Annotated in this window: 12 protein-coding genes and 1 pseudogene; 6 read left to right on the top strand and 7 right to left on the bottom strand. The window is 71.9% G+C overall.

What is annotated here, in order from left to right; genetic code table 11:
• Positions 1-10: 10 nt before the first annotated feature.
• From ABIE67_RS36985 to gcl, 4 genes are all read right to left on the bottom strand, one after another.
• Positions 11-868, bottom strand: a complete 858-nt coding sequence (locus tag ABIE67_RS36985; RefSeq protein ID WP_370265909.1) for an AAA family ATPase — start codon at positions 866-868, stop codon at positions 11-13.
• Positions 869-914: 46 nt separating this feature from the next.
• The gene (locus tag ABIE67_RS36980; RefSeq protein ID WP_370265908.1) at positions 915-4,835 is read right to left on the bottom strand and encodes an SUMF1/EgtB/PvdO family nonheme iron enzyme; all 3,921 of its coding nucleotides are present in this window, start codon (positions 4,833-4,835) and stop codon (positions 915-917) included.
• A 12-nt stretch (positions 4,836-4,847) separates the two neighbouring features.
• Positions 4,848-5,243 (bottom strand): CU044_2847 family protein, encoded by a 396-nt coding sequence (locus tag ABIE67_RS36975; RefSeq protein ID WP_370265907.1) that lies wholly within the window; start codon positions 5,241-5,243, stop codon positions 4,848-4,850.
• Between the two features lie 146 nt (positions 5,244-5,389).
• The gene (gcl, locus tag ABIE67_RS36970) at positions 5,390-7,174 is read right to left on the bottom strand and encodes a glyoxylate carboligase (protein WP_370265906.1); all 1,785 of its coding nucleotides are present in this window, start codon (positions 7,172-7,174) and stop codon (positions 5,390-5,392) included.
• A 237-nt stretch (positions 7,175-7,411) separates the two neighbouring features.
• On the opposite strand from gcl, the gene ABIE67_RS36965 reads away from it, so the two are divergent.
• Both ABIE67_RS36965 and ABIE67_RS36960 read left to right on the top strand, forming a co-directional pair.
• Complete coding sequence (locus ABIE67_RS36965) at positions 7,412-8,092, top strand: hypothetical protein (protein WP_370265905.1); 681 nt, start codon at positions 7,412-7,414, stop codon at positions 8,090-8,092.
• 41 nt (positions 8,093-8,133) lie between these two features.
• On the top strand, positions 8,134-8,685 hold the full coding sequence (locus tag ABIE67_RS36960) for a GNAT family N-acetyltransferase (protein ID WP_370265904.1): 552 nt from the start codon (positions 8,134-8,136) through the stop codon (positions 8,683-8,685).
• On the opposite strand, the gene ABIE67_RS36955 is transcribed toward ABIE67_RS36960, so the two are convergent.
• Together ABIE67_RS36955 and ABIE67_RS36950 are read right to left on the bottom strand one after the other, a co-directional pair.
• On the bottom strand, positions 8,682-10,280 hold the full coding sequence (locus ABIE67_RS36955; protein WP_370265903.1) for an AMP-binding protein: 1,599 nt from the start codon (positions 10,278-10,280) through the stop codon (positions 8,682-8,684). The two genes, ABIE67_RS36960 and ABIE67_RS36955, sit on opposite strands and share 4 nt — an antisense overlap.
• Entirely contained in the window at positions 10,277-11,947 is a 1,671-nt protein-coding gene (locus ABIE67_RS36950) for an AMP-binding protein (RefSeq protein WP_370265902.1), read from the bottom strand. Before ABIE67_RS36950 ends, ABIE67_RS36955 begins: the two co-directional genes overlap by 4 nt.
• 153 nt (positions 11,948-12,100) lie before the next feature.
• On the opposite strand from ABIE67_RS36950, the gene ABIE67_RS36945 reads away from it, so the two are divergent.
• The 4 genes and pseudogenes from ABIE67_RS36945 (at position 12,101) to ABIE67_RS36930 (ending at position 17,819) form a co-directional block, all read left to right on the top strand.
• The gene (locus tag ABIE67_RS36945) at positions 12,101-12,925 is read left to right on the top strand and encodes a response regulator transcription factor (RefSeq protein WP_370269314.1); all 825 of its coding nucleotides are present in this window, start codon (positions 12,101-12,103) and stop codon (positions 12,923-12,925) included.
• A 188-nt stretch (positions 12,926-13,113) separates the two neighbouring features.
• Positions 13,114-15,934, top strand: a pseudogene (locus ABIE67_RS36940) (AAA family ATPase).
• A gap of 281 nt (positions 15,935-16,215) precedes the next feature.
• Positions 16,216-17,004, top strand: coding sequence for a trypsin-like serine protease (locus ABIE67_RS36935; protein ID WP_370265901.1), 789 nt, complete (start codon positions 16,216-16,218; stop codon positions 17,002-17,004).
• Positions 17,005-17,171: 167 nt separating this feature from the next.
• The gene (locus tag ABIE67_RS36930) at positions 17,172-17,819 is read left to right on the top strand and encodes a LysE family translocator (RefSeq protein ID WP_370265900.1); all 648 of its coding nucleotides are present in this window, start codon (positions 17,172-17,174) and stop codon (positions 17,817-17,819) included.
• A gap of 33 nt (positions 17,820-17,852) precedes the next feature.
• Here the strand turns inward: ABIE67_RS36930 and ABIE67_RS36925 are convergent, their stop codons facing one another.
• A complete protein-coding gene (locus ABIE67_RS36925; protein WP_370265899.1) occupies positions 17,853-18,977 on the bottom strand; it encodes a winged helix DNA-binding domain-containing protein in 1,125 nt (374 codons plus the stop codon).
• Positions 18,978-19,117: the final 140 nt, after the last annotated feature.

The raw sequence follows: 19,117 nt of genomic DNA, 5'->3' as shown, positions 1-19,117 counted from the left end.
GCCGCCCCGGTCAGCGTCCGCGGCCGAGAACGCGGGCGGCGAACTTGCGCAGGATGCCGATCTTCTCGCCGCCGACCTGTTCCTCGTAGTTGACCGCGTACGTCATCAGGGCCAGCGCCTGGCGCACCGACACCTCGTAGCGCTCCTCCGCGTACCACTGCTCGAAGGCGACGATGAACTCCGGGGACAGGTTGAGGCGGGCGTTCAGGATGGTGAGCAGTTCGTCGAAGGTCGGGGGCTTGACCTCGATCACCGGGAGCGTGCGCTGCTCGATGTACTCGGGCAGGACGTGCCCGGCGTTGCTCAGCGACGGGTTGAGCGCGCAACAGAAGCGGAAGCGCGCCTTCGCCTCGTCGTCGGGCGGGCCGATGTGCAGGCCCGTCATCGCGGAGTAGATGGACTGCCGGCCGTCGAGCACCGACGCCAGGGGGCTGAGTGCGCGGTCCGGTACCCGGTTGATCTCGTCGAAGAAGAACAGCGCGCCCTCGAACAGGGCCGTGGCCAGAGGGCTGGCCCGCAGGACGAGCGGGACTCCGGTGTCCAGTTGGGCCTTGGGGTCCGGGGTGAGCAGCAGCGCCAGGTCCTCGGGGGTGAGCTCCTCGTGGCCCTGGACGATGTAGAGGGGCATGTCCAGACAGCGGGCGATCTCGTAGACGAGTTCATTCTTGCCCATGCCCGGGGCGCCCTCCAGACGGAAGTTGAGGGGCGGGCGGGCATCGTCCAGGAGCCGTTCGCCGTCGAGGCTGACGCCCCAGGCGATACGGCACATCTCCAGTTCCTCACCGCGTCCGATGAACGGTCGCCGGGGCACTTCGACGGGTTCGGCCAGCAGGATGGTGCAACCGTCGATCACCACTTCTCGGGGCATGGTCGTCGTCCTTCGTTCGGCGCCGGTCCGGGCCGGCGTTCGGGTGTCAGTCGGCGGCCGGCCGACAGGTCACGCGGAAACCCAGGTGGTGGAACCGCACATGAGGGTCGAACCAGCCACCTGTCAGCAGGGAGGTGGGGCTGAGCGTGCCGGTGGGTCCGCCGCCCTTGACGACGACCCGGGTGCCGCGGTCCACGTCGGGCACGGTGCCGGCCCGGGCACTGCGGCGTGCCCGCAGCACATGGCCACGCTCGGCGGCCGGGTCGGTCACCGGGGCCGCGGGCAGGTCGCGGAACTCCAGCTCGGTCGCCGACAGCAGGTCGATCGAGGTACCGCACCACTGCCACAGCACGCCCAGCAGATCGTGGACGCCGAACCGGGTCGGCGGGAGCATGCCGACGGGCGCCGGGATCTCGTCGTAGGCGGCCAGTTGCCCGCGTACCTGCGCGGCGAGCTCCTTCGTTCGCTCGGTGATCTCGACCAGTTCACCGGAAGGCGGCTCGTCGGGACGCCGGGCCAGCCCGGACATGGTCGTCATCAGCTCCAGCACCCGGTCGTCCCCGTGCGCCGCGCGGTCCCACTCAAGGGCGGACGGCAACCGGAAGACATGGGCGGGGCGCTGGTGGGTGAGCCAGGCGCAGTAGGCGGACGCCTCGAAGAAGTTGACGCCGGTGACGGGGTGGTTGGGGCGGCTCACCACGGGGTTGCGCCAGTACCGGGGGTGGCGGACGCCCTCCTGGTTCCGCCACTCCAGGCCGGTCTCGCTCCACCAGTCCGGGACGTGGTAGCCGCCGTCATCGACGAACCTGGCGAACTCCATGACGGTCACCGGGTAGCGGCCGATCCGGAAGGCACCGGTCCGCTGGGTCGCCGGGATCTCGACCATGCCGTCGAGGGGCCGGTCGACCTTGATCCGGGGGTCATGGCGGCCCAGGGCCCGGGTGTCCTCGATGCGGGCGGCGAGGGCCGCCGGGTTCTGCGCGGACGCCCTGACGCGTTCGCCGAGCGCACGCGCGGTGAACGCGCCGACGCGCGGGGCGTGGAGCAGTTCCAGCGCGCATTCGTGGGCCAGGCGCGCCTGTCCGTGATCGACGAGCACCTCGGCGAGCCGCCGTGCGTCCCGTTCGGGCAGGAGCGCGGCGAGGAACAGGCAGACGCCACGCCACTCTCCCGCCGCCCAGTCGTCCTCGTCGAGCCGGCGCAGGTATCCCGAGAGCGATGACTCCACACGCCGGAACCGACGGATCCGCGCGGCGAGATGGACGGCCGCGAAGTAGTCCCGCAGGGTGGCGGAGGTGAACTCGACCACGTCGCCGGTCGGATGCGGACGCAACAGGCCGAGCAGGCGGGCGTCGGCGGCGAGGAGGCGTTCGCGGCGGGTACGGACCTGGCGTCGGCGCCGTCGCGACACCAGCAGCTCGCACGCCGTCTCGGGCAGCCAGACGGCGAGGTCGGCGGCGCGCTCTCCCACCGCCCACCGGACGCCGTCGTCGACCGTGGCCCGCGGCGGGCGACCGCTCCGGGAGGCGCGGCGGGCCCGGTGTTCCAGATGTCCTTCCACGATCATCCTGAGGTTGGCGTCACGCAGCTCGTCGCCGACGGGCGCCATGTCGCAGAGCAGTTCCAGCAGATGGGGGTTGCGGATGTGGCCGGATACGGGGCGGTCGAACGCCGTGAGCAGATCGGGCAGCGCCGGATGGCCTCGGCGCCGCTCCACGAACAGCTCGACCTGACGCTCGTCCAGATCGCGCAGCCGTGCCTCTCGCCACTTCAGCGTCTGCGCGAGCCGTTCACCGCGCGCGGCCAGCAGAATCCCGGCGTCCGCGGCGTCCCGCCCCAGCGCGGTCACCTCGTCGGCGAGCCGGTCCTGCAGGGCGGCGGGCAGCCGGTCGGCGTCGTCCAGAAGCAGCAGCACGGGTGAGCCGAAGAGATCGCGCAGCCTCCCGAGGGAGCCGAGTCGGCCCAGGAGGGCGTGACAGGCTAGCTCGCCGCCGTCGTCACCGTGCTCGAACCAGCGGAACTCCTCACGGCGCAGGTACAGGTCGATACGCCTGCGGAGGGCACGGGCGGCGGGGGCACCGGACCTGCCTCCCTCGTCGTCTCCCTCACCCTTGCCTTCGTCTCCCCTGCCTTCGTCTCCCCTGCCGTCGTGGTCCTTCTCCCCGTCGTCCTCCGGTGAGGCGTCCAGGGAGACGAGCAGAGGCACATAGGTGACGGCGGGCGTCGCGTCCTGGTCCAGGTGGGGAATGGACCAGCGGTGCTCGATGTCGGTGAGCGCCGTGGACTTGCCCGAGCCTGCCGGTCCGCTCAGGACGCCGCGGCGCAGGAGGGCGGGCAGATCCGTGGTCGAGGGGGCGAACCCGACGACGGTGTCGTGGTCGGCGACGCCGGGGTGCGGCCAGATGTCGGCGGTGAGCGGCACGAGGAGTTCCTGGCCCGGCGCGGTGCGGCAGTGCGCCTCCAGCCGGTAGGCGATCTCGTAGAAGCCCTCCTCGGTGAGACCGCGGGCCAACGCGATGAGGTCCGGCCCGGTCAGCGTCGGTTTGCGCGCGGCACCCGCCGGCCGACCGGCCAGGAGACCGGCGACGACCGGTGGCAGGGCGGCACTGTTGGCACTCAGCAGCGGCCGCAGTACGTCCTGGACGGGCAGCGGCCCGCGCAGGAGTCGCTCGCATTCGCGTACGCGGTAGGCGTAGGCGGGCGAGAACAGCCGCTCGGACCGGTGGACCTCGCAGGCGCCGAGGTCCAGGACGGGCGCGACATAGCGGGGCAGCCCCAGGGCGACGCGATGTCCCCGCAGCCCGGCCCACCACAGCAGCTCCCGAAGCAGGGCCGAGGTGCGTGCGGTGTCGACTCGGTCGAGTCGGTCGGGACGCGCCGAGGAGAAGTCGACCAGGAGCAGCCCGGGTGGCAGGTCGGCGAGACCGGCGGGGTCGGCGGTGTCCGAGTCCCACCGCGTCGGCGGGTCGGGGAGACGGGCGGCTCGGCGAGTCCGTGCGTGTGCCGGACCTTGCGGCCCTTGCGGTGACGCCGGGTCGGGGGCGTCCGAGTCCCACCGCGTCGGCGGCTCGGGGTCGAGCAGGCTCTGCCCGTCGATCCAGCGCACGGGGCGGTCGGCGACGGTCAGCGCGGCGAGGGCGGCTTCGGCGTCCGGTGCGAAGTCGGTGACGAGGGCGAGCGGCCGACCGGTGTGCGCCTGGTCGTCCCAGGCAGCGCGCAGTTCGGCCGCGGTCACCCGCGACCCACCGCCCGGGGCGGCCCGGAACTCCAGTGGCCGGGTTCGGCCGGCGGGCCGCGCGGGGGTGGGCCTGGCCCGCACCGGGGGCGGCGGACCACTGTGCGCGGGCAGTCCGCCGGGGACGGGCAGAAGCGGTACGAGGTCCTCCGTACGGGCCACCCAGACGGAGTCGCGCAGCCAGCCGTCGGCGCTGTTGTACCGCTCGGAGACCACCCCGACCACGGCGCCGTCGGACCGCCTGCGTACCGGGGCGCCGCTCATGCCGCGCATCAGGTCACGGGAGGAGAGTCGGCCGAGGGCGATGGTGTCGTCGCGCAGGGTGCCGCCGGCCCAGATGCCGGGCGCGTCCACGTAGCGCTGGCTGCCGTAGGGCCGGGCCTGGTCCGGCACCCGCGCATGCCCGGTCACGACCACCTCGGTGCCCACATCCTGCCCGTCGCTGAACAGCAGCCGCCCGATCGAGGCGGGCAGGGGCAGCTCCCGGCGCAGCACGGCGAGATCGTGCGCGGGGTCGATCCGGAACACCTCGGCGAGCGCCGGGGACTGGCCGCCCGCGGGGAGCCCGTCCACGGCGACCGTGTCGCCCACCCGTTCGGCGCCCACGTCGGCCAGCACATGCCAGGCGGTGGCCAGCACACCCGGGGTCACCTGGAAGCAGGTTCCCGCAGGTTCTCCGTCATCTGTCAGCACCCGGCCCAGGTAGGCCGGTACGCGCCTCTCCCCCGACATCCCGGGCGCGCCCTATTCCGACGGCTCCAGCGGCGGGGAAGCGTCGGGATCCGCCCGTAAGGGGTCGGTGCGTGGTTCCGTCCCGGGCCGGTCGTAGGAGAGCGTCACCTGCAGCGAGGCCTGGGAGCCGACGCCCGCCACCACGATGCCGCCCTGCGCGGTGAACGACAGCCCGAACTGCACTTCCACGTGGTCGGGCCGCACGGCCCGCTCCCCCATGGCCGCCAAGGTGCCCGCCAGTTGGGAGGCGAGCGCGGTGATCGTGTCCTGCGCTCGGTCGAATGCCTCGACGACCCTTTGCCCCGCCTCTTCCAAGCGGCCCGAAGTCCGCTCCGAGCCCGGCACCGGCACGGTCTCCACCAGTACCTCGACACCGCCCACACGGGTCGGTACCAACACTCCTGCCATGAAAGAACCCTGCCACACGCGGGGGCCGCGCGGGCAGGGTTCGGCGACACTGGGTGCTCAACTCGTCACCCTCGGCCGATCACCCGTTCGGAACGGTAACTCGGGGGCGAACCGGACGACTTGAACGCCGACGCTTCGGCGCCGCGTCAGACCTTCAGCGTCCTGATCGACGTCGGCGCGTGCTCCGGCTCCGTCGCGAGTTCCTCGAACTCGACCACGTTGCTGATGTCGTTGGTGGTCGACATGGAGATGTTGGTGACCCGCTCCAGGATCGCCTCGACGACGACCGGCACCTGGTGCTCGGCGGCGAGCTTCTTGGCCTGCTCCAGGGCGGCGCCCAGTTCGCTCGGGTCGGTCACGCGGATCGCCTTGCAGCCGAGGCCCTCGGCGACCTTGACGTGGTCGACGCCGTAGAGGCCGAGCTCGGGCGAGTTGATGTTCTCGAACTCCAGCTTGACCTGGAAGTCGATGTCGAACGCCCGCTGCGCCTGGCGGATCAGGCCCAGGTAGGAGTTGTTGACCAGGACGTGGACGTACGGGATCTTGTGCTGCGCGCCGACCGCCAGCTCCTCGATCATGAACTGGAAGTCGTAGTCGCCGGACAGGGCGACGACCTGCGCCTCCGGGTCGGCCTTCGCCACGCCCAGCGCGGCCGGGATGGTCCAGCCGAGCGGGCCCGCCTGGCCGCAGTTGATCCAGTGCCGCGGCTTGAAGACGTGCAGCATCTGGGCACCCGCGATCTGCGACAGGCCGATCGTCGACACGTAGCGGGTCTCGGGGCCGAAGGCCTTGTTCATCTCCTCATAGACACGCTGCGGCTTGATCGGGATGTCGTCGAAGTGCGTACGGCGCTGGAGGGTCGCCTTCCGCTCCTGCGCGGAGGCCGCCCACGCCGAGCGGTCGGGGAGCTTGCCCGCCGCCTTCAACTCCCTCGCCACCTGGACGAACAGCTCCAGGGCGGCCCTGGCGTCCGACGCGATGCCGAAGTCGGGGGCGAAGATCTTGCCGATCTGGGTCGGCTCGATGTCGACGTGGACGAACTTCCGGCCGGCCGTGTAGACGTCGAGCTTGCCGGTGTGGCGGTTGGCCCAGCGGTTGCCGATGCCGAGGACGAAGTCGGACTCCAGGAAGGTCGCGTTGCCGTAGCGGTGCGAGGTCTGCAGGCCCACCATGCCGGCGTTCAGCTCGTGGTCGTCGGGCAGCAGGCCCCAGCCCATCAGGGTCGGGACGACCGGGGTCCCGGTCAGCTCGGCGAACTCGACGAGGAGGTCGGCGGCGTCGGCGTTGATGACACCGCCGCCGGCGACGATCAGCGGCCGCTCGGACGCGTTCAGCATCCCGATCGCCTTCTCGATCTGGGCGCGGGTCGCGGCCGGCTTGTAGGCCGGGAGGGGCTCGTACGTCTCCGGGTCGAACTCGATCTCCGTCAGCTGGACGTCGATCGGCAGGTCGATCAGGACCGGGCCGGGACGGCCGGAGCGCATCAGGTGGAAGGCCTGCTGGAAGACGCCGGGGACCTGGGCGGCCTCCAGGACGGTCACCGCCATTTTGGTGACCGGCTTGGCGATCGAGGCGATGTCGACGGCCTGGAAGTCCTCTTTGTGGATCACGGCGGTCGGTGCCTGGCCCGTGATGCACAGGATCGGGATGGAGTCGCCGATCGCGGAGTACAGGCCGGTGATCATGTCGGTGCCGGCGGGACCGGACGTGCCGATGCAGACGCCGATGTTGCCCGGGTGCGTACGGGTGTACCCCTCGGCCATGTGCGAGGCGCCCTCCACATGGCGGGCGAGGGTGTGGTTGATGCCACCGGAGGCCTTGAGCGCCGCGTAGAAGGGGTTGATCGCCGCGCCCGGCACGCCGAACGCGTTGCTGACGCCCTCGCGCTTGAGGATCTCGACTGCCGCTCGGGCAGCGGTCATACGAGCCATTGAGTACTCCTGCTTCGGCTGTCGGATTCGCACTCCCGTCGCGCCCCGCGGTGAGCAATTCCGTGACGATGTCTGTTCTGCGTTACTGACAGTGTTTCCGTATCGTGGAAACACTTTTCTACTATCTGGAAGCAATGTAGGTGGGCACGGTGAACACCGTCAAGGGGCGGACAACCGGGCATCACCTGGAGGACGATGGGAGCGCTGTCCCGATGCGAGGTCGTCCTGGAGTGGGCCATGTCCGAGAGCGTGTCGGTGCGCTGCCCGGCCTGTCGGCGGGAGCATCTCTACGCGGCGCCCGTCTACCCGTGCGAGTGCGGCGCGCCCGTCGCGCCGACGCTCGACCCGCGGGGGACCGCGACGGCCATCACCCATCGCGCCTGGGACGAGGAATGGGTCGGCGTGCGCTGCGGGGCGTGCGGCCGCGAGAACGAGTGGCCCCGGCCGGAGCTGGGCTGCCCCTGCGGGACGGTGCTGCGCGTCCCGGTGGCCGAGGCGGACGCGGACGCGGCACCGCGGGAGTCGCCCCCTCCCCGCCGCGCCTTCCAGCCGATCACGATCCGCACGGCACGCGACGCGGTCACGGCGGCCGCCGTCTATCTGCGCTGGCTCGGCTACCGGGACATCCGCCGCGCCGACCAGCGCCCTCCGACCGGCATCGGCATCGCCGCACACGGGCTGCTCGCCCAGGTCGACCCCACCATGGCGCCGGCTTCCCTCCGTGACGTGGAGTGCCTGTGGCTGACCGCCATGACGGAGTCCGCGGCCTGTGTCTACTTCTCCCTCGCCGGATACGCCCCCGAGGCCCGCGCCCGCGCCGACTCGCTGGGCGTCCCCCTCTTCGTCCTGGACCTGACGGGCACGCCCCAGCCGGTCAACAGCCTCGCCGACGAACTGGACGCGACGGGCGCCCGGTAATCCGCTCGCGCCCGGCGCACCCGCCGACGGACACTCGGCCCATGCGCATCCGCCCCGCGACGTCCGACGACCTCCCCGTCCTCCAGGACATCGAACGCGCCGCCGGAGCCGCCTTTCGCGACCTCGGCATGCCGGCGATCGCCGACGACGAGCCGCCCGCCCTGGACGTCCTGGACCGCTACCGCCGGGCGGGCCGCGCCTGGGTGGCCCGCGACGCCGGAGACCACCCGGTCGGCTATCTGATCTGCGAGCCCGTCGACGGCGCCCTGCACATCGAGCAGGTCTCGGTCCACCCGGACGCCGCCCGCCGGGGTGTGGGCCGCACACTCCTGACGTACGCCGCCGACCGCGCACGCGAGCAGGACCTCGCCGCCGTCACCCTGACCACCTTCACCGAGGTCCCGTGGAACGCGCCGTACTACACCCGCCTCGGCTTCCGCGCCCTGGACGACGCCGAGCTCACCCCGGGGCTGCGGAGGATCCGCGCCCACGAGGCGGAACTCGGCCTCGACCGGTGGCCGCGCGTGTGCATGCGCCGCGACCAGCCGGAACCGGGCGGGAACCAGGGCCCGTTCCGGCGGAACGCCCCCTAGTCCGAGGCGGCCCCGTACTTCTCCCGCAACTCCACCTTCCGCACTTTCCCGGACACCGTCATCGGGAAGGAGTCGAGGATCTGCAACAGGCTCGGGATCTTGTAGTGCGCCAACTGCCCGTCACAGAAGGCCCGCAGCTCCTCCAGCGTCAGCGGATCGGCCGCGTCGCGCGGGATGACGCAGGCCAGCACCTCCTCGCCGTACCGCTCGTGCGGCACCCCGACGACCTGGACGTCCGCGATCCTCGGGTGGGCGTAGAGGAACTCCTCGATCTCGCGCGGGTAGATGTTCTCGCCACCCCGGATGATCATGTCCTTGATGCGGCCGACGATCTCGACGTAGCCGTCCTCGCGCATCGTCGCGAGGTCACCGGTGTGCATCCAGCGACCGGCGTCGACGGCCTCGGCGGTCTTCTCGGGCTCGTTCCAGTAGCCGAGCATCACGCTGTAGCCGCGGGTGCACAGCTCGCCCGCCGTGCCGCGCGGCCGGGTCACGCCGGTCGCCGGGTCGACGATCTTCACCTCGATGTGCGGCAGGACGCGGCCGACCGTGGACGTGCGGTGCTCCAGGTCGTCGTCCCGCCGCGTCTGCAGGGAGACCGGGGACGTCTCGGTCATGCCGTAGCAGATGGAGACCTCCGCCATGTGCATCTCGGCGACGACCCGTTTCATCACCTCCCCCGGACAGGGCGAGCCCGCCATGATGCCGGTGCGCAGGGAGGAGAGGTCGTACGAGGCGAAGTCGGGGAGGTTCAGCTCCGCGATGAACATCGTCGGGACGCCGTACAGGGACGTGCAGCGCTCCTGCTGGACCGCCTCCAGCGTGGCCCTCGGGTCGAAGGAGGGGGCCGGGATCACCATGCAGGCGCCGTGGGACGTGGCGGCCAGATTGCCCATGACCATGCCGAAGCAGTGGTAGAAGGGCACGGGGATGCACACCCGGTCCTGCTCGCTGTAGGCGATCATCTCGCCGACGAAATAGCCGTTGTTGAGGATGTTGTGGTGGGAGAGGGTGGCCCCCTTGGGGAAGCCCGTCGTGCCCGACGTGTACTGGATGTTGATCGGGTCGTCGCAGGACAGCTCCTCGAACGGAACCGGTGTCCCCCGCGCGATCAGCGCCTGCCAGCTCGGGTCGCCGATGTACACGGTCTCCCGCAGCTGCGGGCACTTGCCGCGCACCTGCTCGACCATCGCCCGGTAGTCGCTCGTCTTGTGGCTGACGGAGGCGAAGAGGACGGAGATCCCGGCCTGGTTGAGGACGTACTCGACCTCGTGGGTGCGGTAGGCCGGGTTGATGTTCACCATGACCGCGCCGATGCGGGCCGTGGCGTACTGGACCAGGACCCACTCGGGGCAGTTGATCGCCCAGATGCCCACCCGGTCGCCCTTGGCGACTCCGCTCGCGAGCAGCGCGTAGGCCAACTCGTCGACATCGGCGGCGAATTGGGCGTAGGTCCAGCGCCGGCCGGACGGTACGTCGACCAGCGCCTCCCGGTCCGGCCAGGTGGCGACGGCCCGGTCCAGGTTGGCTCCGATGGTGTCGCCGAGCAGCGGCGTGTCCCCGGTCCCGTGGGTGTACGACGACTCGGCGCTCATCGGAAGTCCTCCTCGCGGTACTCGGCGCCGGACCCGGCGGCCGTGGCCTCGCGCAGCTCGATGCGGCGGATCTTGCCGGAGACGGTCTTGGGCAGCGGCGCGAACTCCAGGCGGCGGATGCGCTTGTACGCGGCCAGGACCTCACGGGAGTGCTCGAAGAGCACCTTGGCCGTGTCGGGGCCCGGCTCCCAGCCCTCCGCCAGGACGACGTACGCCTTCGGCACCGCGAGCCGCAGCTCGTCCGGCGCGGGCACGACGGCCGCCTCGGCCACCGCCTCGTGCTCCAGCAGGGCGCTCTCCAGCTCGAACGGCGAGATCTTGTAGTCACTCGCCTTGAACACGTCGTCCGCGCGGCCGACGTAGGTGATGTAGCCGTCGGCGTCCCGCGAACCGATGTCCCCCGTCCGGTAGTAACCGCCGGCCATCGCCTCCGCCGTACGGTCGCCGTCGCCGTGGTAGCCGGTCATCACCCCGACGGGGCGGGCGGACAGGTCGAGGGCGATCTCGCCCTCCTCGGCCCCCGGCGCGCCGGAGACCGGATCGAGGAGTTCGACGCGGAAACCGGGGCTGGGGCGGCCCATCGAGCCGGTCTTGAGAGGCTGGCCGGGACTGTTGGAGACCTGGACGGCGGTCTCGGTCTGCCCGAAGCCGTCGCGGATGGTCACGCCCCAGGCGCGCCGGACCTGCTCGATGACCTCGGGGTTCAGGGGCTCGCCCGCCGCCACCACCTCACGGGGCCGGGTGCGCAGCGCGCTCAGGTCGGCCTGGATGAGCATGCGCCAGACCGTCGGCGGGGCGCAGAACGTGGTGACGCCCGCGCGGTCCATCTCGGCCATCAGCCGGGCCGCGTCGAAGCGCGTGTAGTTGTGGATGAAGACGGTCGCCTCGGCGTTCCACGGCGCGAAGAGGTTGGACCAGGCGTGCTTGGCCCAGCCGGGCGAGGAGATGTTCAGATGCACGTCGCCGGGCTTGAGGCCGATCCAGTACATGGTGGTCAGATGCCCGATCGGGTACGAGGCGTGGGTGTGCTCGACGAGCTTGGGGCGGGCGGTGGTGCCGGAGGTGAAGTAGAGCATCAGCGGGTCGTCGGACGCGGTCGGACCGTCGGGGGTGAACTGGGCGGAGGCGGCGTACGCGTCCTCGTACGTCTGCCATCCCGCATGCTCCCCGCCGACGCTGACGCGCGTGTAGCGGCCGGGCACCTCGTCGAACTTGCCGGTGTCCTCGGCCCGCACGAGCACATGCCGGACGCGGCCCCGCTCCACCCGGTCGCGCAGGTCGGCCGGGCCGAGCAGCGGGGTGGCCGGGATGACGACGGCGCGCAGTTTCATGGCGGCGAGGGCGGTCTCCCACAGCTCGGCCTGGTTGCCGAGCATGACGAGGACCCGGTCCTCGGCCCGCACGCCCCGTGCCCGCAGCCAGTTGGCGACGCGGTCGGACCGCTCGGCCATCTCGGCGAAGGACAGCCGGACCTCGCTGCCGTCCTCCTCGACGATGTGCAGCGCGAGGCGGTCGTTTCCGGCCGCGATGACGTCGAACCAGTCGAGCGCCCAGTTGAACCGCTCGGGTCGCGGCCAGTCGAAGCCCTCGTAGGCGGTCGCGTAGTCCTCGCGGTGGTAGAGCAGGAAGTTCCGCGCGTGGCGGAACAGCTCCGTCCCCGTCGTCATCTTTCCTCCTGGTTGACCGGGCCTTGCCGGGCGGCTCTCTGTCATCGTGTAATCCGTGACGTGGGTCTCACTACCCCCGAACGGGGGTGTGCGCTCGGGAAACAGCGGTGAAAGGGCGAGCACGTGGCAGTTGACGCGGCCGCATCGGTGGACATGGGGAGCGCGCTGGTGCGCCTGCGCCGCTCGACGGGACTTCCGGTCGCCTTCGGCGGCATGGTCGAGCCGGGGCGCCCACGGATGCGCATCAGCGAACTGAACGGCACGGCCACCGAGTCCCTGAGCAGACTCGCGGTGACCGCCGGCAACGGTCTGGGCGGCAAGGCGGTGGCCCTCGCCCGCCCCTGCGCGGTCACGGACTACTCCTCCTCACGGCAGATCACCCACGAGTACGACGCCGCCGTCGCCATGGAGGGCCTGCGTTCGGTGCTGGCGGTCCCGGTCGTCGTACGGCGCCGGGTGCGCGGTGTCCTGTACGGCGCCCTGCGCACGGCCCAGCCCTTGGGGGACCGCACGCTGACGGCGGCCGTGGAGGCGGCGCGGGACGTGGAGCAGGCGCTGGTGGTGCGGGACGAGGTGCGGGGGCTGCTGGAGGCGGCCCGGCCGCGGACGGCGCCGTACGACGACGACCGGGGTGCCGCGTGGGAGCAGGTCCGTGAGGCCCACGCGGCCCTGCGCGCCCTGGCCCCGCGCATCGACGACCCCGCGCTGCGCACGGAACTCCTGGACGTGTGCGGCCTCCTGGCGGAGGGGCCCGCGCCCACCTCGACCGGCTGCCGGGACGGCGTGCAGCTGGCCCCACGGGAGGTGGATGTGCTGGCGTGCGTGGCCGCCGGCTCGACGAACGCGGTCGCCGCCGAGCGGCTGGGGTTGCGCGCGGAGACGGTCAAGGGCTACCTCCGCTCGGCCATGCGGAAGCTGGGCGCCCACACCCGCGGTGAGGCGGTGGTGGCGGCACGGAGGGCGGGGTTGCTGCCGTAGGGGCGGCGGGTGCGCCGCCCGTGGTCCAGCCCACTGCGACGACCGCCCATTCATTCATCCGCGCCGTGAATTTCCCCATGACGATCGCAAGCTCTCCACAGCTGTTATTTGCCTCACCATGTCGGCAGTCCGAATTTCAAAGATCCGTTGCCTAATATTGGCCCGGACACGACACACGGAGGGGAGCGGTGACCGTGCGACGGGACTTCAAGGAGCCTGCCAGATGCCGCCCCGACCAGGTCATCGGCAGGGAGGAGCTGTTCACGGCGGCACGTGAGCAGCTCGGGCGGGGCGGCAGCGTGCTGCTTCACGGACCCGCCGGAATTGGGAAGTCGACCGTCCTGCGGGCATTGGCCGGGGAATACGGCGGGGCGGCGCGCACCGTGTTGCGCTGCTCCCCCACGGAGTCGGAATCCCACCTTCCCTTCCTCGCCCTGGCCGACCTCCTCGGCCTGGTCCTGGACGAGGTGTCCGAGCGGCTCCCCGCCGCCCAGCGCACCGCCCTGGAGTCGGCGCTCACCGGCCGCGGCGAGTCCACCCTCCAGCGCGACGGCCTCGCGCTGCGCCTGGCCGTGCTGTCGGCCCTGCGCGCCCTCGCCGACACCGGGCCCGTTCTCGTCGTCGCCGACGACCTCCAGTGGCTGGATCCGGCCAGCGCCGAACTCCTCGGCTTCGCCGCCCGCCGCCTCGGCGACACCCCGGTGCGCATGCTGTGCGCGGTGCGGACCGACGGCCAGGAGTACGACCGCCATCTACGCGCGTCCCCGCCGGACACCCTCGCCGTACGGCTGGGCCCCCTCTCGCGCGGCCAGTTGTCGGCCCTGCTCGACCACCGCGGCTACACCGGCCTGCCCCGCTCCACGGTCCGGGACATCCACCGCACGAGCGGCGGCAACGCCCTGTTCGCCCTCGAACTGGGCCGCGCCCTGGCCGAGAACCCCACCCCGCCCCGCCCGGGCGAACCGCTGCCGGTGCCCACCTCGCTGCGCGCCCTGGTGCTGAACCGCCTGGAGATGCTGTCGGAGGAGGCCCGCCGCACCCTCCTCGTGGCGAGCGCGGGCGCCCGCCCGACGGTGGCCCTGCTGCACGCGGCCGGCCGGGACAACGCCGAGGCCGAGACCGCCCAGGCCGCCGAACTCGGACTGCTGGCGACCGAGCCCGAGGGGCCCGCCGTACGGTTCGCGCACCCGATGATCTCCGCCGCGCTGTACGCGGAGGCGCCCGCGCAGGAGCGGCGGGCCGCGCACGCCGCGCTGTCCACGGCGGCCTCCGACCCGATCGAACGCGCCCGGCACCTGGCCCTCGCGACCCACGGCACCGATCTGGAGGTCGCCGCCCGTCTCGCCGAGGCCGCGGCACAGGCCCGGGACCGGGGCGCGCCGTCGGTGGCCGCGCAGCTGGGGCTGCTCGCGGCGCGGCACACGCCGGCCGACGGGACGCCGAGCCCGGAAGTGGTGCGCCTGGCGGCCGCCGAGGACGCGATCACCGCCGGAGAGCTGGACCTCGCCCGGGACATCGCCCGCGAGGTGCTCAGCCGCGCGACCGTGCCCGAGGACCGGGTGCGGGCCTGGATCATCGTGATCGACACGGCGGGCCACGCCATGACGGAGGTCGACGCGATCTTCCCGCAGGCCCTGGCCGACGCCGGCGACGACCCGAGGCTGCTCGCCCTGGTCCACTACCAGCTCACCTGGCGCGCCCTGCTCGTGGAGGGCGACTTCGACGAGGCCCGCGGTGAGGCGGCGTACGCGGCGGAGCTGGCCGCGCGGGCCGGCGACCGGTACACCGAGCTGATGGCGCTCGCCTTCCAGGCCCAGATCGAGACGCTGATGGGCCACCCGGATGCCCCCGCGACCATCCGGCGGGCGCTGGAGGAGCCGCAGGACCCGAGGGTGGCGTGCCATCACAACGGTGCCGGCTACTCCCGGTTCCGCTGGCTGATCATGAGCGACCAGCTGGCCGAGGCGCGCGCGGCGGTCACCGCCCTGCTGCGGGAGGTGCGGCGGCGCGGGTCGGTCGAGAGCGAGGTGCACTTCCTGCGCGGGGTGGCCGAGACCGAGCTGCACTCCGGCCACTGCGGGCGCGCCCTGGACCTGGCCCGCGAGAGCCTGCGTCTCGCCCGCGACACCGGGATCGGCGAGGTGGCCTCCGCCGTGCTGACCTCGCTCGCCGAGGCGGCGGGCGGCGAGGTGGACCGGGCCCTGGCGCTGGCCCGGGAAGCGGTGGAGCACGCCGAGGAGGACGGCGACCAGATGTACGTCTCCCGTGCCCTGGCCGCTCTGGGCCACGCCCAGTTGGTGGCCGGGGACGTGGAGGGCGCAGTCGTCTCGCTGCGCCGGGTGCGCGAGGTGGAGCAGGGCCTCGGCATCACCGACCCGGCGCGCGGCCGCTGGCACGGCGACCTCGCCGAGGCCCTGGTGCGCAGCGGCGAGATCGCGGAGGCACAGGACGTCATCGACGTCACGCGCGAGGTGGCGCTGCGGCTGGACCGCGGCTGCGTCCTGGCCGTCCTGGACCGGGCCGAGGCGCTGCTCCGCGCGGCACGCGGCGAACAGGACGCCGCGGTGGCCCAGTTGACGTCGGCGCAGGACCGGCTCGGCAAACTGGGCTACAGCCTGGAGGAGGCCCGCGCCGCCTTCGCCCTGGCTCAGCTGCGCACCGGCGCGCCCGGGCCGACGTCGTACGACGAGGCGGCCCGGCTGTTCCGCCGCTGCCGGGCGCTGCCCTGGTTGCGGCAGGTCGAGGCGGCCGCCGCGCGTCCCGTGGCGGCGGTCCCCACCCCCGCCGCCACGGCGCCGGACCGGTCTTGAGGGCCTGGACGGGCTCGCCTCGATGGAGCGTCAGGTCGCCGCACTCGTCATGGAGGGCGCGACGAACCGGGAGATCGCCGCGCGCCTGTTCATCAGCGTCAAAACGGTCGAAGCGACACTTACCCGCGTTTATCGCAAGCTCGGGATCCGATCGCGGGTCGACATCGTCAGACTGGCGGCGGGACGGCGCGCGAAGTGAGTTCGGGGCGCGCGACGAAGTGCCTTTGAGGCGCTGTACGACGCCTCGGGGCGTGTGAGTTCACCCGTCCTTGTCGGTCGCGGAGGTTTAGCCGGACACGACCGAGGGTTTTCCCTGCCCAACTCCCTTAGGGGGTTCCCTCATTGGGAAGGGGAACTTCCGGGACCTACCTTGAGTTCGTGCCGCTCGCCCGGGCACACGGGGGTCGGTCCCGCGACCCCCGTGCACAACCCCCCACACCCGCGCGACCCCCCACCGGCAATTCCTTGATGAGGAGTCTCATGTTCGGGCTCACCCGTGCCAGAAAGACCGCCGCCGTCGCGGCGACCGCTGCCGCCGCCGCGGCCGCACTGCTCAGCGCCCCCACCGCTGAGGCCGCCTCCTCGCGCATCGTGGGCGGCACCACGACCACGACGACCGCGTACCCGTTCATGATGCAGATCACCGACGCCTCGCAGAACCAGTTCTGCGGCGGCACGCTGGTCTCGGCCACCAAGGTCGTCACCGCGGCCCACTGCATGGTCGGCGAGACCACCAGCAGCGTCCGCGTCGTCGGCGGCCGCACCTACCTCAACGGCACGAACGGCACCGTCAGCCGGGTCAGCGACATCTGGGTCCACCCGGACTACACGGACGCCACCGAGGGCAACGACGTGGCCGTGCTGACCCTGTCGACCTCGATGCCGTACACGACGGCGTCGTACGTCGACTCCTCGGACACCGGCGTCTACGCGGCCGGCACCACCGCCCGCATCATCGGCTGGGGCACCACGTCCTCGAACGGCAGCTCCTCCAACCAGCTGCGGACGGCGACCGTGCCGATCGTCTCCAACTCCAGCTGCGCGAGCTCCTACGGTTCGGACTTCCTCTCGTCCGACATGGTCTGCGCCGGATACACCTCCGGCGGCGTCGACACCTGCCAGGGCGACAGCGGCGGTCCCCTGATCATCGGGGGCGTCCTGGCAGGGATCACTTCCTGGGGCGAGGGCTGCGCCCAGGCCGGTTACCCGGGTGTCTACACCCGGCTGACCACGTTCTCGGACGAGGTGACCGAACAGGTCGAGTCCTGACCGGGACTGTCGTCCAGAAGGTCTCCCGAGCACACCTCGGGTGAAAGACCAGGGGGCGTTGCGGGCCTCCACGAGCGGCCCGCAACGCCCCCTATCCATGTCCGCCGTCACCCATGGCCCTTGTCAGTGGGGCCTGTTTGAATGGCTGACGGATGGGGGTGATGGGCATGGTGTCCGCAGACCGTTTGCTGGCCTTCGCCGCGATGTCGCTGTTGGTGATCGTGATTCCGGGGCCGAGCGTGCTGTTCGTGATCGGCCGCGCCCTGGCCCACGGCCGCCGCACCGCCGTGGCGACCGCGCTCGGCAATGTCTTCGGCTCGTATCTGCTGGTCGTCGCCGTCGCCGTGGGAATCGGCTCCCTGGTGGAGCGGTCCGTGGCGGTCTACTTGACGGTGAAGCTGGCCGGCGCCGCCTATCTGGTCTACCTGGGAGTGCAGGCGTTCCGGCACCGCAGGGAGCTGAAGGCGTCGGCGATAGCGACGCAGCCGCCGGTACCGTCCCGGGGTGATCTGCGAACGCTCCTCGACGGCGCCCTGGTAGGCGTCACCAACCCGAAGGGCGTGGTGTTCTTCGCCGCCGTACTCCCCCAGTTCGTGGACCACTCGGCGGGTCATGTCCCCCTGCAGATGCTGCTGTTGGGCCTGGTCCCGATCACCATCGGCCTGGTCACGGACACCCTGTGGGGCCTGACCGCGTCCGCCGCCCGCAACTGGTTCGCCCGCTCCGACCGCCGGCTGTCGCTGATAGGCGGGGCCGGCGGGTGCACGATGATCGGGCTCGGGGTGACGGTCGCGGTGACGGGGCGGGCGGACTGACTCCGACGGACACCGGTCGCCGGGCGACGACCGCTAGGAGATGACGGTCCCGAAGCGGATGTCGTACGCCGCCTCCGAGTGCAGGACCCGCAGCATCCGCTCCCCCTCCTCAAGGATTTCCGCCCGCTGCTCCTTGCTGAACTCGGTGAACGGCTCGATGACGAGGGCGTCGCCGAGGATGCGCCACACCCCCGCGAGGAAGCCGTCGACGAGGAGCGGGCAGTAGAAGGTGTTCGCCTGCCAGGTACGGCCACGGTTCGCGGGCGGAATCACGCGGGTTCGGTCGGCGTGCGAGAGGAGCAGGTTGTCGAACTCGGGCAGGAAGCGCGGCGGGGCCGGGGTGTCCGGGTCGGGGCGCGGGGCGTCGGGGAGGTCGAAGAGTTCGACGCCGTTCTCGTCCCGGAAGGTGAGCAGCTGAGGACGGAGGCGTTCGAAGGCGGCGCGCATCCGGGTCAGGCCGGACCAGGTCTGGATGTCCTTCACGGAGGCCGGCCCGAAGGCGGCCAGATAGCGCAGCACCGCGGCATCCGGGGAGGCGGCCTGCCCGGCGGGGCGGTCCAGCCAGTGCTCGACGGTGGTGAGGGCGACCTGAGCACTGCGGCCCCACAGTCCGCGCGGGGTGACCTGGACGAGGGGGAGTTTGCAGCGGGCGGCGACGGCCAGGGACTGCGGGTCCGCGTCCGGCCACTCGGCGCTCAGGGCCTCGCGCAGCTGCTTCATGGTGCGCGGCTCGGCCTCGACGAGGTCACGGGCGAGGCCGGCGAGCCGGTCGAGATCGACGCCGGCCAGGCCCTTGCGGAAGAGGTTCACCTCACGGTCCCGGGCGGGCTGGACCAGTGGGCGCAGGGTGAGACTGTCGTCGGCGGTGTGCAGGTGGATCGTCGAACGCAGGGTGACGATGCGCACGACGGCGCGGTCGGCCAGCGGCCCGGCCAGGTCCTCGGGCGTGAAGCCGCCCAGGCGGGCGGCGAGCGCGTAGTACGGCGGCTTGACCTCCTGGGCCTGGAGGCCGGCCAGATGTTCCACGGCCGCCATGACGGACAGCGGCGAGCGGCGCAGCAGCAGTTGCCGGTCGAGGGTGGCGCGGTTGAGGGCGCGGGTGCTGAGGGTGGGGCCTGTCCCGGTCATCGTCCTCGCCGCTTTCGTCGTCTTCGTCATGCTCCGCAAGCCAGCGAGGCTTGCGGACATGTTCTGTCCGCAACTCTCACGGAGTACGAATACAGGATGGGACTCCCCCACCATGTCATTCGCCCCGTATATCCTGCTCCGTGATCACGCACACGCACACGCACATCACG

This window comes from Streptomyces sp. V4I8, assembly GCF_041261225.1.
Lineage (GTDB): Bacteria > Actinomycetota > Actinomycetes > Streptomycetales > Streptomycetaceae > Streptomyces.
The sequence above is the reverse complement of the archived record's forward strand: the minus strand, read 5'-3'. Positions and strand labels throughout refer to the sequence as shown.